This window comes from Acidimicrobiales bacterium (genome assembly GCA_035536915.1).
In the GTDB taxonomy this organism is placed as follows: domain Bacteria; phylum Actinomycetota; class Acidimicrobiia; order Acidimicrobiales; family JAHWLA01; genus JAHWLA01.
Genome location: DATLNE010000012.1, coordinates 1 through 12,650 on the forward strand (window position 1 = coordinate 1; position 12,650 = coordinate 12,650).

The following is a 12,650-nucleotide window of genomic DNA, read 5'->3' on the forward strand; positions in this document are numbered from 1 at the left end:
ACGCCCGACCAGCTCACGGCCGTCACCGAGGTCAAGGGCGACATGGAAGAGCCCGTCCCCATGGACCGCCTGGTGTGCGGCGACGTGGGCTTCGGCAAGACCGAGGTCGCCCTGCGGGCCACGTTCAAGGCAGTCCAGGACGGCATGCAGGTGGCGGTGCTGGTGCCGACGACCCTCCTGGCCCAGCAGCACTTCGGGACGTTCTCGGAGCGGTTCGCCGGGTACCCGGTGCGCGTCGAGGTGCTGTCGAGGTTCCTCACCCCCGGCCAGGCCAAGAAGGTCACCGAGGGCATCAAGGACGGCAGCGTCGACGTGGTCATCGGCACCCACCGCCTCCTCAGTGGCGACATCGCGTTCAAGGACCTCGGCCTGCTGGTGGTCGACGAGGAACAGCGCTTCGGCGTCACCCACAAGGAAGCCATCAAGAAGCTGCGCACCAACGTCGACGTGCTGACGCTCACGGCCACGCCGATCCCCCGCACCTTGGAGATGAGCCTCACCGGCATCCGCGACCTGACGCTGCTCAACACGCCGCCGGCCGATCGCCAGCCCATCCTCACCTACGTGGGCGAGTACGACGAGCGGGCGGTGGCCGAGGCCATCCGACGCGAGCTGCTGCGCGAGGGCCAGGTGTTCTTCGTACACAACCGGGTCATGGACATCGAGCACGTCACCGCCCGCATCAAGGAACTGGTGCCCGAGGCCCGCGTGGCCGTCGCCCACGGGCAGATGGACGAAGGCACGTTGGAGAAGGTCGTGCTCGACTTCTGGGAAGGCCAGTACGACGTGCTCGTGTGCACGACGATCATCGAGTCGGGCATCGACATGCCCACGGTCAACACCCTCATCGCCGACCGAGCCGACCTGCTCGGCCTCGGCCAGCTCCACCAGTTGCGCGGTCGGGTGGGGCGGGCCGGCATGCGGGCCTACGCCTACCTCTTCTTCCCGCCCGACCGGTCGCTCACCGAAGAGGCCTACGAACGGCTGAAGACGATCGGCGAGCACACCGAGTTGGGCAGCGGCTTCAAGATCGCCATGCGCGACCTGGAGATCCGTGGCGCGGGCAACCTGCTGGGCGGCGACCAGTCGGGCCACATCGCCGCGGTGGGCTACGACCTCTACGTGCAGATGGTCAGCGAAGCGGTGGCGGAGCTGAAGGGGGAGGAGCCGCGGGAGCCGGCCGAGATCAAGCTCGACCTGCCCCTCGACGCCCACCTGCCCAAGGAGTACGTGGCTCGCGAGGATCTGCGCCTGGAGGCCTACCGGCGCCTGGCCACCGTCACAACCCAGGCCGAGGTCGACGACATCCGCGACGAGTGGCTCGACCGCTACGGTCCGCTGCCCGCCCCCGCCGAGGCGCTGCTGGCCGTCGGGCGCCTGCGGGCCGAGTGTGCACGGGTCGGCGTGCGGGAGATCGCCGTGGCCCGCGACGTGGCCCGCATGGCGCCGCTGCAACTCAAGACGAGCCAGACGATCCGCCTCCAGCGCCGCTTCCCCAAAGCCGTCTACAAAGAAGACCTCCAGCAGGTCGTCCTGCCGTTGCCCAGGGGTGCTCACCCGGCCGAGGTGCTCATGGCGTTCCTGGCCGAAATCGTCCCTGCCGAGATGCCCTCGGTAGCATCGTGACCACCGTGAGACGAATCAGCGTCCTCCTCATCGCGGCCGTGCTCGCCCTCGGGGCCAGTGCGTGCGGCGACGTCGCCCCGTTTGCCGCCAAGGTCAACGGCGAGCGCATCAGCGTCGACGAGCTCAACCGCGAGCTGGAGGCGGTGAAAGCCAACCCGAAGTACCTCGACGCGCTGCGCGCCAGTCGGGAGCAGCAGGGCGTGAGCGTGCTGGGCACGGGCACCAGCGGCACCTTCGGCAGCACCTTCGTGGCCGAGACGCTGACCCGGCGCATCTACTTCAAGCTCGTCCACCAGGAGGTGGAGCGGCGCAAGCTGCCGGTCACCGACGAGGCGGTGCGCGAGGCCCGTGAGCAATTGGCCCAGTCGCCCGAGGACAAAGAGCTCTACGACGCCTTCCCCAAGGAGTTCCTCGACGAGATCGCCCGCTCGACCGCCGAGGTCACCGTGTTGCAGGAAGACCTCCAGAAGCAGGTGTCGCCGCAACAGATCGAGGAGTTCTACCGGGGCAACCCGCAGTACTTCGAGCAGTTCTGCGCCCGCCAGATCGTCACCGGTGGCTTCTCGGGCGAGGCACCGCCCCCGCCCGACCAGGAGGCGGCGGCCAAAGCCACAGCGGACGACATCAAGCGCCGCCTCGACACAGGCCAGGACTTCGCCGCCATCGCCCGGGCCGAGTCGAAGGACACGGCCACCGCAACCAGCGGCGGCGACCTCGGCTGCGTGCCCGGCAGCGCCTTCCCGCCCGAAGCCCAGGCTGCCGTGAGCGAGGCGGCACCGGCCCAAGTTGTGGGCCCCATCCGCACCGACCGCGGCCACTACCTCATCCAGGTGCAGTCGAAGAAGACACAACCGATCGAAGAGGTGGCCGACCAGATCCGCCAGTTCCTCGAATCCCAGGCCGGCAACGCCCTCACCACCTTCCTGCAGGAGACGCTGGCCAAAGCGAAGATCGAGGTGAACCCCCGCTACGGGCGCTTCGACCGCGAAGGGCAACGTCCTGGCGTGGTGCCGCCCGACCTGCCTGCCACGTCGACGACGACGCCGGCCGAGCCGGCAGAAGGCGTGCCTCTCCAGTGACCCCTCGGGTCGTGGTGGCCGGGCTCGGCCCGGCGGGCCCCGACCTGTTGACGGTGGCCACGCAGGCCGCCATCGAACGCATCCCCCGTCGTTTCCTGCGCACCCGGAGGCACCCGGCCGCCGACGCCGTGGCCGACGCCGCCGGCTTCGACGAGCTGTACGACGCGGCCGACACGCTCGACGCCGTCTACGCCGGGATCGTGACCGCGTTGGTCGACGCCGCCGAGGAGAACGGTGAGGTGCTCTACCTCGTGCCCGGCTCGCCGGTCGTGGCCGAGCGTGCGGTGGAGCTCCTGCGCACCGACGACCGGGTCCAGGTCGAGGTGCTGCCCGCCCTGTCGTTCCTCGACCTTGTGCAGTCCCACATCGGCGCCGCGGGGCGGCTGGTCGACGGCCATCGCTTCGCCGTCGAGGCGGCGGGGGAGACGGGGCCGCTCGTCGTGTCGCAATGCGACACCAAGCTCGTCCTCTCCGACATCAAGCTCGCCGTCGACGACGGGCCGACGGTCACCGTCCTCCAGCGCCTCGGCCTGCCCGACGAAGCGGTGTTCACCGTGGCGTGGGACGAGCTCGACCGGGCCTTCGAGCCCGACCACCTCACGTCGTTGTTCATCCCCGCCTTGGCGTCGCCCGTGGCCGCCGAGCTGGTGCGCTTCGCCGAGCTCGTGCGCACCCTGCGGGAGAAGTGCCCGTGGGACCAGGAGCAGACGCACCGCACCTTGACCCGGCACCTGCTGGAGGAGACCTACGAAGTCCTGGAAGCCATCGAGGCGGGCGACCCCGACCACTTGTGCGAGGAACTCGGAGACCTGCTGTTCCAGGTCTTCTTCCACGCCACCTTGGGGGCCGAGTCGGGCGACTTCGACCTGGCGGAGGTTGCCCGCGGCATCCACGACAAGTTGGTGCGCCGCCACCCCCACGTCTTCGGCACCGTCGCAGCCGACACCGCCGACCAAGTCGTCACCAACTGGGAGCAGATCAAGAAGGCCGAGAAGGGGCGCTCGTCGATGATGGACGGCATCCCCGGCGACCTGCCGTCGCTGCTGCACGCCCACAAGGTGCAGCGCAAGGCGGCCTCGGTGGGCTTCGACTGGCCGTCGGTCGACGACGTGTACCCCAAGGTGGCCGAGGAGTTGGCCGAGTTGCAGGCGGAGCCGTCCGACGAAGAGTTGGGCGACCTCTTGTTCGCCGTGGTCAACGTGGCCCGCCACCTCGACATCGACCCCGAGGCGGCGTTGCGAGGTGCGACGGCCAAGTTCCGCGACCGCTTCCGGGGCGTCGAATCGCTGGCCGCCGAACGGGGCATCGACTTGGCCACCGCAGGCTTGCCCGTGCTGGATTCCCTCTGGGACGAGGTCAAGGCCTGGTAACTTTGTCAACATCTACAACAGGAGCCACAGCAGACCGTGAGCGGCATCGAGCACATCGTGGGGCGGGAAGTCCTCGACTCCCGTGGCAACCCGACCGTGGAGGTCGAGGTGTTCCTGGAGTCGGGCGCCAAGGGCCGGGCCATCGTGCCGTCGGGCGCCTCGACCGGCACCTTCGAGGCCGTCGAACTGCGTGACGGCGGCGAGCGCTACAACGGCAAGGGCGTGCAGCAGGCCGTGGCCTTCGTCAACGACGAACTACGCGACCTGCTGGAGGACGTGGAGGCGCTCGACCAGCGCAGCGTCGACTCGATGATGATCGAGGCAGACGGCACCGACAACAAGGCCCACTTCGGGGCCAACGCCATCCTCGGGGTGAGCCTGGCCGTGGCCAAGGCGGCGGCCGACGAGCTCGACCTCCCCCTCTACCGCTACGTCGGCGGGGCCAACGCCTGCGTGCTGCCGGTGCCCATGTTGAACGTGGTCAACGGCGGCGCCCACGCCGACAACAACATCGACCTGCAGGAGTTCATGGTCATGCCCGTCGGCGCCGCGTCCTTCAGCGAGGCGCTGCGCTGGGGCACCGAGATCTATCACGTGCTCAAGAAGGTCCTGCACGACCGCGGCCTGTCCACCGCAGTGGGCGACGAGGGCGGCTTCGCCCCCGACCTCGGCACCAACGAGGACGCCGTGAAGCTGTTGGTCGAGGCCATCGAGAAGGCGGGACGGGTGCCCGGCGAGGAAGTGGCCATCGCCCTCGACCCGGCCAGTTCGGAGATCTACCGCGACGGCGTATACGACTTGGCGGGCGAAGGCCGCAAGCTGTCGTCCGACGACTTCGTGGGCTACTGGGTCGAACTGTGCGACCGCTACCCGATCGTGTCGATCGAAGACGGCATGGCCGAGGACGACTGGGACGGTTGGGCGGCCATGACCAAGGCGTTGGGCAGCCGCGTGCAGTTGGTGGGCGACGACCTGTTCGTCACCAACGTGGAGCGGCTGCAGCGGGGCATTGTTTCCGGCGTCGCCAACTCGATCCTGGTGAAGGTCAACCAGATCGGGACGTTGACCGAGACGCTGGAGACCGTGGGCCTCGCCACCCGGTCGGCCTACACCGCGGTGATGTCGCACCGCTCCGGCGAGACCGAGGACACCACCATCGCCGACTTGGCGGTGGCGACGAACTGCGGGCAGATCAAGACCGGCGCCCCCGCTCGCTCCGACCGGGTGGCCAAGTACAACCAGCTCCTGCGCATCGAAGAGGACTTGGGCGAATCCGCCGTCTTCCGGGGGCTGCGCCGGTGAAGCGTGCCGCCTGGCCCCTCATGGTGTCGGTGGTGATCGTGGGGATCCTGTTCCTCGCCGTCTTCCCGACCCGCACGTACCTGGGCCAGCGGCGCGACCTGGCCGCGACGCAGCAGCGGCTGGAGGTGCTGAACGCCGAGAACGCCCGCTTGGCGGCGCGGGTCGAGCGGCTCAACACCGACCAGGAGATCGAGCGGTTGGCCCGCGAGCAGTACAGCTTGGTGAAGCCGGGCGAGGAGGCCTACGCGATCCTGCCGTCGCCCCAGGCCGCCGCCGCAGTCCAAGCGGCGCCCGAGGAGGAGGCCGACGACCCCGGCTTCTGGTCGCGGGTGTGGGACGACGTCACCTTCTGGTCGTAGCGGGATTCACGTCACCCGCACCACGCCGCGCATGCCGTAGGCGAAGTGCCCGGGCAGGTGGCAGGCGAAGACGAACGTCCCCCGTTGGTCGAAGCGATAGGTGGTGGCGGCCGTCGTGCCCGCAGGGACCGACACCTCGCCCGGGACTGCGCCGTGGTGGGGTTCGGTCCCCGTTTCGTGGCGGGCCTGCACGGCATCGTCGCCCACGATGAACTCGTGGTCGATGGGGTCCTCGTTGCGCACCTCGAACTGCACCGTCGTGCCGAGCGTCACGGCGATGTCGCCGGGAGTGAACCGGCTGTAGCGGGCCTCGATGTCGACGGTGCGGTCGGCGGCCCCGCCGCTCGGGTCGTCGCCCCCGCACGCCGTGAGCGTGGCGGCGAGGACGACGACGACCAAAGCCGACCTCATCCGAAGCGGCGGTTGAGGACGAGGACGGCGACGGTGCACAGGGCCAACGTGCCTACCGCAAACGGCCACAGCGGCGGGTCGTCCTGCGTCAGGGGACCGTCGACGGCGATCGACGTCGCCCCGGCCAGGTCGTAGCCCGCGTCGACTCTCGACGGGGTGCGGCCGTCGACGGAGATGGCCAGGTCGTGGTCGAGCTCCTTGGCGGCGGCGTCGACTTCGAGGTGGGTGAACCACATCTTCTGGGGCACCCAGCCCATGCCCTTGTCGGAGCGCAGGTCGTCGAGCAGCGACTGGCCGGCGGCCGAACTGCGTGACGTACGCATGCCGCGCAGGCCCAGGAGCGAGGGCTCTTCGTCGGTGAGCAGGAACACGTCGGCTTCCACCGGCTCGTCGGGGCCGCGGCCCAGGCTGAGGATGCGGATGGGCACCCAGGGCGTGCGGGTGGGGATGGTGACGTGGATGGGGGTGCCGTCGCCCAGCCCCTGGCCCAGGGCCTGGGCGGCGTTGGCGTCGAAACGGGCGGCCAGGAAGATGGGGCTGCGCGAGGCGTAGAACTCCAGCACCTCGGGGGCGTCGGGCGACAGGTTGAAGCCGTGCTCCCGAGCCCAGTTGCCGACGGCCACGGCGCCGCCCTTGAGCACGGTGAGGTCGAGGGCGTCGATGCGCTTCTCCAGCAGCACCTGGGCGGAGTCGGCGGAGACGGCGGACAGTGCCCCGCCCTCGGCAGAGGAGCGGCGCGCGGTGTTTGTCTCCCGCACCAGCCGCTGGAGCATCCAGTCGCCGCCCCGTTCCACCTCACTGGGGATGCCCGGCAGCGGCACGATCGAGCCGAACTCGCCGCCGCCGCCCGAGAAGGTGAACGAGGTGATGTAGTGCTCGATGCCTTGGTGGTAGGCGGCCAGGGTGGCGGTCTCGAGCAGTCGCACGGTGCCGTTTGGTGCGACCAAACCGCCGCAGGCAACCGCGGGTGCCGCGGCGAGCCCCGAGACGACAAGGGCGACGGACAGGGCACCGAGCAACCTTCGAGTCGTGCGCATGCCGGTTCGACGGCCGAGCCGAGCGACCTGGTTCCCGTTAGCGTCCTGAAGGTGAGCATCCTCGGCAACCGCGTGCTGCGAAAGGAAGACCCCAAGTTCCTCACCACCGGGGGCGTGTACCTCGACGACCTGCCGCTGGTGGGTGCCGCGCACGTGACCTACGTGCGCTCGACGATGGCCCATGCCCGCCTGCTGACGGTCGACGTGTCGGAGGCCCGCAGCGCGCCGGGCGTGCTCGCCGTGCTCACCGTCGACGACCTCGACCTCGAGCCCATCGCCCCCTTCGGCTTCGTGAACTCGGCCATGGCGTGGCCGTGGTTGGCCCGCGACGTGGTGCGATACGTGGGCGAGCCCATCGCCGCCGTGGTGACCGAGGAGCGCTACCAAGGCCAGGACGCCGCCGAGTTGGTGTACGTCGACTACGACCCGCTCCCTGCGGTGGTCGACCCCGTCGAGGCGTTGACCTCGGAGACGGTCCTCTTCCCGGAAGCCGGCACCAACCTGGCCTCTGAACTCGACTTCGGGCAGAGCGACTCGCTGTTCGAGGACTGCGAGGTCGTGGTGCGCGCCCGCATCGTCAACCAGCGGGTGGCGCCGTGCCCGCTGGAGGGACGGGCGGCCGCCGCGTCGTGGGGTGACGACGGCAGGCTGACGATGTGGGTCTCGACCCAGACGGTGCACTCGGTGCGCGACCAGTTGGCCCGGCACTTCCGGTTGGAGCCCGAGCAGGTGCACGTGATCGCGCCCGACGTGGGCGGCGGCTTCGGCGCCAAGATCGGCCAGTACCCCGAGGAGATGCTGATGGCCGAGGTGGCGCGGCGCATCGGCCGTCCGGCCAAGTGGGTGGAGACCCGCTCGGAGAGCATGGTCGGCCTGGGCCACGGCCGAGCCCAGGTGCAGGACATCGCCATCGGGGGCAGCAGCGAGGGACGCGTCACCGCTTACCGCCTCGTCGTCACCCAGGACACCGGCGCCTACCCCCGGATGGGCGCGGCGCTGCCGGTGATGACCCGCACCATGGTCAACGGGGTGTACGACATGCCGCGCTGCGAGTTCGTCAGCCGCGCCGTGGTCACCAACACCACGCCGACCACCGCGTACCGCGGCGCGGGCCGGCCCGAGGCCACGGCCGCCATCGAGCGGGCCATGGACCTGTTCGCCGCCGAGATCGGGATGGACCCCGTCGACGTGCGCCGTCGCAACCTCATCGCCAAGGACGCCTTCCCGTACACCACGCCGGTGGGCACCGTCTACGACATCGGCGACTACGAACGAGCGCTCGACCTGGTGCTCGACGCCGCCGATTACGACGGGCTGCGAGCGGAGCAGCGCCGTCGCCGGGAGGCGGGCGAGACGGTGCACCTGGGCATCGGCGTGTCGGTCTATGTGGAGATCACGGCGGGCGGCGGGCCTGCCAACGAGTGGGGTGCCGTCGAGGTAAAGCCCGACGGCAAGGTGCTGGTGCGCACCGGCGTGTCGCCCCACGGGCAAGGGCACGTGACGTCGCTGTCGATGATCGTGGCCGACAAGCTCGGCGTCGACCTCGACGACGTGGAGGTCGTCTTCGGCGACACCGACCTGGTGGTGCGAGGCGTGGGCACCATGGGGTCACGGTCGCTCCAGACCGGCGGGGTGGCCGTGCTGCGGGCTGCGGGCCAGGTACTCGACACCGCCCGGGCAGTGGCGGCCGACCTGCTGGAGGCGGCGGCCGACGATGTCGTGTTCGACCCGGCCGGCCAGGTGTTCTCGGTGGCGGGCACGCCGTCGATCACCACGTCGTGGGCCGAGGTGGCGGCGGGCGCAGGGCCGGGTGCGCTGGCGGTGGAGCTCGACTACCAAGGCAGCAGCGCCACGTTCCCGTTCGGCGCCCATGTGGCCGTGGTCGAGGTCGACACCGAGACCGGCAAGGTCGAGTTGCGGCGGCTGGTGGCGGTCGACGACGCGGGCCGCATCCTCAACCCCATGCTGGCCGAAGGCCAGGTGCACGGCGGGTTGGCCCAAGGCGTGGCCCAGGCGTTGCTGGAAGAGGTGCGGTACGACGAGGACGGCAACCCCATCACGTCGAACCTGGCCGACTACGCCTTCGTCACCGCCGCCGAGCTGCCGAGCTTCGAGACGCTGCACATGGAGACGCCGACGCCGGTCAACGAGTTGGGGGCCAAGGGCATCGGCGAGTCGGGGACCATCGGGGCGACGCCTGCGGTGCAGAGTGCGGTGATCGACGCCCTGTCGCACCTGGGCATCCGCCATCTCGACATGCCCGCCACCCCCGAGCGGGTGTGGCGGGCATGTCGTAGTGCTCAGGAGATGGGGTAGGCGGAGACGGGGACGACGACCGTCTGGGCGGCCATGTCGTGCCAGGTCTGCTTCTCCTTGTTGAAGAACGCCCAGATGTAGCCCAAGAAGCAGGCCAAGCCCGAGACGATGCGGACGAGGTTGCGCACGACTGCCCGAGACATGTCGATCGGCCCGCCGGTGTTGAAGTCGACGACGCGGATGCCCATGACCCGCTTGCCCAACGTCTGCCCGGTGGCCGATCCCTCGAAGTAGATGTAGTAGGCCAAGCCCAACACGGTGCCGATCACCCGGGCGGCGGTCATGCCGAGGATCAGGGCGATGACGAGCTGTGCGACACCGACGATGATGCCGTCGACGATCAGTGCGACGAACCTGACCCCCACGCTCGCCCTCGGGCCGCTCGGGCCTCCTGCTACGGCGGCACCTCCGGTGTTGTATTCGCTCATTGCGGCTTCCTTTCCGAAGCGTCAGATAACGGCGAAGCGGTGCAACTGGAACAACCACATGGCCGCGAAGGCCGAACCGACGGCCCACCATGGCACGCGCAGTGCTGTTGGCCGGCGGACCACCAGGAGCACGACGGCGACGACCACGGCGGCGATCCCCACCGGGTTGGCCGCCCACGCGTCGGCCAGGTCGAGGCGAACCGCCGCGGTCACGCTCGTCGTCATGCCGCACAGCGGGCAGGGGATGCCGGTGAGGGCCCGCATCGGGCACGGGAGGCCCTGGTCGCCCGGCGCCGCCGACAGCACGGCCGCCGCCCCCAGCATCAGAGCCCCGACCGGGCGCAACCCGGTGAGGTCGACCGTCGCTCGCGTGGTGAGGAGGGCGGGCGGCACGGCGCGCAGCGTACCGAGGGTCAGCCTCGGGTGGCTTTTACTGCGGCGAGGTCGAGCAGGAAATGCTCGGGGTGCATGTCGTCGTCGGGGCCGACGACCTTGGCCCGCAGCCGAACGGCGAGGTCGTGCCCCAGGCGCGCTCGGGCTTCGGGGGTGAGGGCGGCGCGTCGTTCGAGGAAGCGCCGCACGGCCAGCAGCTCCTCGTTCGTCACCGCCGAGACGTCCCATGCCTTGGCGGCTTCGGAGGGCTCGTGGCGTACTTCGGCTCGCAACCAGGGCGGTGTCTTGTCGGGCCGTCCGCCGGTTTGCTCGCGCACCACGATGGTGCCCGCTGCCATGTCACCGAGGCGCTGGTTCCTCTTGCTCGACAGGACGGCGATCATGCCGACGAGGTACAGCCCGGGCAGGGCGTCGACGAGGCGGACCAGGTTGCGGATCGCACTACTGGTGAACGTCACCGGGCCGCCGCCCAGCTTGACCACGCGCAGGCCGGTCCAGCGCTTGCCCGGGGTGCGTCCCGACGCCAGCGTCTCGAACAAGACGGGGTAGCCGAACTGCACGACGAAGACGCCGAGGATGAACAGGGCAGCGAACAGCATCCCGGAACCGTCGCTCATGTTGCCCTCGTCGTCGGCGAACACGGCAGACACGAGCGCGAGGCCGAAGAACCCCGCCAGGATGAGCAGCCACTGGAGGGTCTGGTCGATGAGCGTGGCGGCGAAGCGGGAACCGAGGCCCGCCAGCGTCACGTCGAGCTCCACGCCCTCCGGCGTGGCCATGGAAATGCGATCCTCGTAGCTCACCGCCGATGAAGCTAGACCGATTCCTCCGCAGCCGAGAGCCGTCGTGGGCCGAGCTCCACGGGTTGGTGGCGCGGGCGCGGGGCCGCGCTGAGCGGCTGGGCGCCGACGACGTGCGCCGCCTCGGGACGCTCTACCGCGGGGCGGCGGCCGACCTGGCCATGGCTCGTCGGAGCTTCCGCGGCGACCCGGTGGTGGCCCGCCTCGAAACGCTGGTGGGAAGCGCTCGGGGGCTGGTCTACGCATCCGAGCCCACGCGAGAGTCGTTGTGGTCGTTCCTGTCTGTGCGCTACTGGCGCCGCATCCGGGAACGGCCGGTGCCGTTGCTCGTGAGCTTTGCGCTGTTGTTCGGTCCGATCGCCCTCTCGTCGGTGTGGGCGCACGGCGACCCGTCCGCCGCGGTGGCGTTGGTGCCGGGCGACTTCCACGGCGGCGACGGCCAAGCGCCCGCTGCGGGGGGCACCGACCTCGGGTTGTCGTCGGTCGAGCGCACGGCGTTCTCCATCGAGATCTTCGTCAACAACATCCGGGTGACGTTCATGGCCTTCGCGGGCGGCATCAGTGGCGGCCTGCTGACTGCTGCGGCGTTGTTGTTCAACGGCTTGATCATCGGCGTGGTGGGCGGTCTGGCGGCCGAGGCGGGCACCACGGGGCCGTTGTTGGAACTGATCGTGCCCCACGGGGTGCTCGAGTTGTCCTGCATCGTGGTGGCGGGCGCCGCGGGCCTGCGCATGGGGTGGGCCGTGGTCGACCCGGGGCGGCGCCGGCGAGGGGCGGCCTTGCTGGCCGAGGCCCGCCCAGGCGCAGAGCTGGTTATGGGCACCGCCTTGTGGCTGGTGCTGGCCGGACTGGTAGAGGGATACATCTCGCCCGCGGGCTTGGGCCCGGCCGTCAACTGGAGCGTCGGCGTCGGCCTCGGCCTCGTGTTCTGGGGCCTGGCGTGGTGGCGAGGCGCGCCCGCGCCCGTTGATACCTAAAAGCATCACGTCGTGGGTACGTTGCGATGTATGCTGGCACCGCCCGGTGATCGGGCCCTTCGGGAACACGGCGTTCCCCTTCGTACGGCCACCCGCCCGACTGGAGGAGTCCGTGGCGATCACCGAGCAGTCCAGGAAGCAGTTGTACGACGGCCTTGAACAGGTCCTCGACAAGGAGCAGGCGACGACGCTCATGGAGCACCTGCCACCAGTGGGCTGGGCCGACGTGGCCACCAAGCAGGACCTGACAGGCGCCATCCAGGGCGTGCGCGTCGAGATCGAGCACGTGCGCAGTTCCCTCTCGGCCGAGATCGGCCATCTCCGCGAGGTCATGGAACTCCGGTTCGCTCGCGTCGAAGAGCGCTTCGCTCGCGTAGACGACCGCTTCGACCGCATCGACGAGCGCTTCGCCGGCCTCGACCAGACGTTCGCCACCAAACGCGAGTTGGCCGACTTCCGTGCCGACATGTTCAAGCTGATCGCCGCCCAGACCGTCGCCTTGGTGATCGCCATGCTCACCATCGCCACCCGGCTGGGATAGCCGTGCCCAAC

13 protein-coding genes are annotated in these 12,650 nt (G+C 69.9%); 8 read left to right on the top strand and 5 right to left on the bottom strand.

The annotated features are described in order from the left end of the window. The 5 genes from VM938_03660 to VM938_03680 all read left to right on the top strand — a co-directional run. Positions 1–1,626, top strand: a 1,626-nt coding sequence (locus VM938_03660; protein HVF74120.1) for a DEAD/DEAH box helicase, incomplete at its 5' end; no start/stop codon positions are given. Positions 1,627–1,631: 5 nt separating this feature from the next. Beyond that, entirely contained in the window at positions 1,632–2,705 is a 1,074-nt protein-coding gene (locus VM938_03665; GenBank protein HVF74121.1) for a peptidylprolyl isomerase, read from the top strand. Continuing rightward, a complete protein-coding gene (gene mazG, locus VM938_03670; protein ID HVF74122.1) occupies positions 2,702–4,075 on the top strand; it encodes a nucleoside triphosphate pyrophosphohydrolase in 1,374 nt (457 codons plus the stop codon). Before VM938_03665 ends, mazG begins: the two co-directional genes overlap by 4 nt. Positions 4,076–4,111: 36 nt before the next feature. Next, the gene (gene eno / locus VM938_03675; GenBank protein HVF74123.1) at positions 4,112–5,377 is read left to right on the top strand and encodes a phosphopyruvate hydratase; all 1,266 of its coding nucleotides are present in this window, start codon (positions 4,112–4,114) and stop codon (positions 5,375–5,377) included. Beyond that, a complete protein-coding gene (locus VM938_03680) occupies positions 5,374–5,736 on the top strand; it encodes a septum formation initiator family protein (GenBank protein HVF74124.1) in 363 nt (120 codons plus the stop codon). Before eno ends, VM938_03680 begins: the two co-directional genes overlap by 4 nt. 6 nt (positions 5,737–5,742) lie before the next feature. Here VM938_03680 and VM938_03685 read toward each other — a convergent pair whose 3' ends face one another. Then, a complete protein-coding gene (locus VM938_03685) occupies positions 5,743–6,135 on the bottom strand; it encodes a plastocyanin/azurin family copper-binding protein (protein HVF74125.1) in 393 nt (130 codons plus the stop codon). A gap of 8 nt (positions 6,136–6,143) precedes the next feature. After that, on the bottom strand, positions 6,144–7,184 hold the full coding sequence (locus VM938_03690) for a DUF2330 domain-containing protein (GenBank protein HVF74126.1): 1,041 nt from the start codon (positions 7,182–7,184) through the stop codon (positions 6,144–6,146). Positions 7,185–7,235: 51 nt separating this feature from the next. Between VM938_03690 and VM938_03695 the strand changes: the two genes are divergently transcribed. After that, a complete protein-coding gene (locus VM938_03695; GenBank protein HVF74127.1) occupies positions 7,236–9,500 on the top strand; it encodes a xanthine dehydrogenase family protein molybdopterin-binding subunit in 2,265 nt (754 codons plus the stop codon). Here the strand turns inward: VM938_03695 and VM938_03700 are convergent. Genes VM938_03700 through VM938_03710 form a run of 3 tightly spaced genes read right to left on the bottom strand, consistent with a single transcriptional unit; the run spans position 9,485 to position 11,124 of the window. Continuing rightward, on the bottom strand, positions 9,485–9,928 hold the full coding sequence (locus VM938_03700; protein HVF74128.1) for an RDD family protein: 444 nt from the start codon (positions 9,926–9,928) through the stop codon (positions 9,485–9,487). The genes VM938_03695 and VM938_03700 overlap by 16 nt on opposite strands. Positions 9,929–9,949: 21 nt before the next feature. Then, positions 9,950–10,321: a DUF2752 domain-containing protein gene (locus VM938_03705; protein ID HVF74129.1), complete on the bottom strand. Its 372-nt coding sequence runs from the start codon at positions 10,319–10,321 to the stop codon at positions 9,950–9,952. Between the two features lie 20 nt (positions 10,322–10,341). After that, positions 10,342–11,124, bottom strand: a complete 783-nt coding sequence (locus VM938_03710) for an RDD family protein (GenBank protein HVF74130.1) — start codon at positions 11,122–11,124, stop codon at positions 10,342–10,344. Positions 11,125–11,129: 5 nt separating this feature from the next. Here VM938_03710 and VM938_03715 point away from each other — a divergent pair, with 5 nt between their 5' ends. Both VM938_03715 and VM938_03720 read left to right on the top strand, forming a co-directional pair. Beyond that, positions 11,130–12,098 carry a stage II sporulation protein M gene (locus tag VM938_03715; GenBank protein ID HVF74131.1) on the top strand — a complete coding sequence of 323 codons (969 nt, stop codon included), beginning with the start codon at positions 11,130–11,132 and terminating at the stop codon, positions 12,096–12,098. 112 nt (positions 12,099–12,210) lie between these two features. After that, the gene (locus VM938_03720; GenBank protein ID HVF74132.1) at positions 12,211–12,639 is read left to right on the top strand and encodes a hypothetical protein; all 429 of its coding nucleotides are present in this window, start codon (positions 12,211–12,213) and stop codon (positions 12,637–12,639) included. The last annotated feature ends 11 nt before the right edge of the window (positions 12,640–12,650 follow it).

Bases quoted from the DNA above. Each gene is read 5' to 3' on its own strand.
- VM938_03715 (HVF74131.1), top strand. From the start codon at position 11,130: ATGAAGCTAGACCGATTCCTCCGCAGCCGAGAGCCGTCGTGGGCCGAG.
- VM938_03700 (HVF74128.1), bottom strand. From the start codon at position 9,928: ATGAGCGAATACAACACCGGAGGTGCCGCCGTAGCAGGAGGCCCGAGC.
- VM938_03690 (HVF74126.1), bottom strand. From the start codon at position 7,184: ATGCGCACGACTCGAAGGTTGCTCGGTGCCCTGTCCGTCGCCCTTGTC.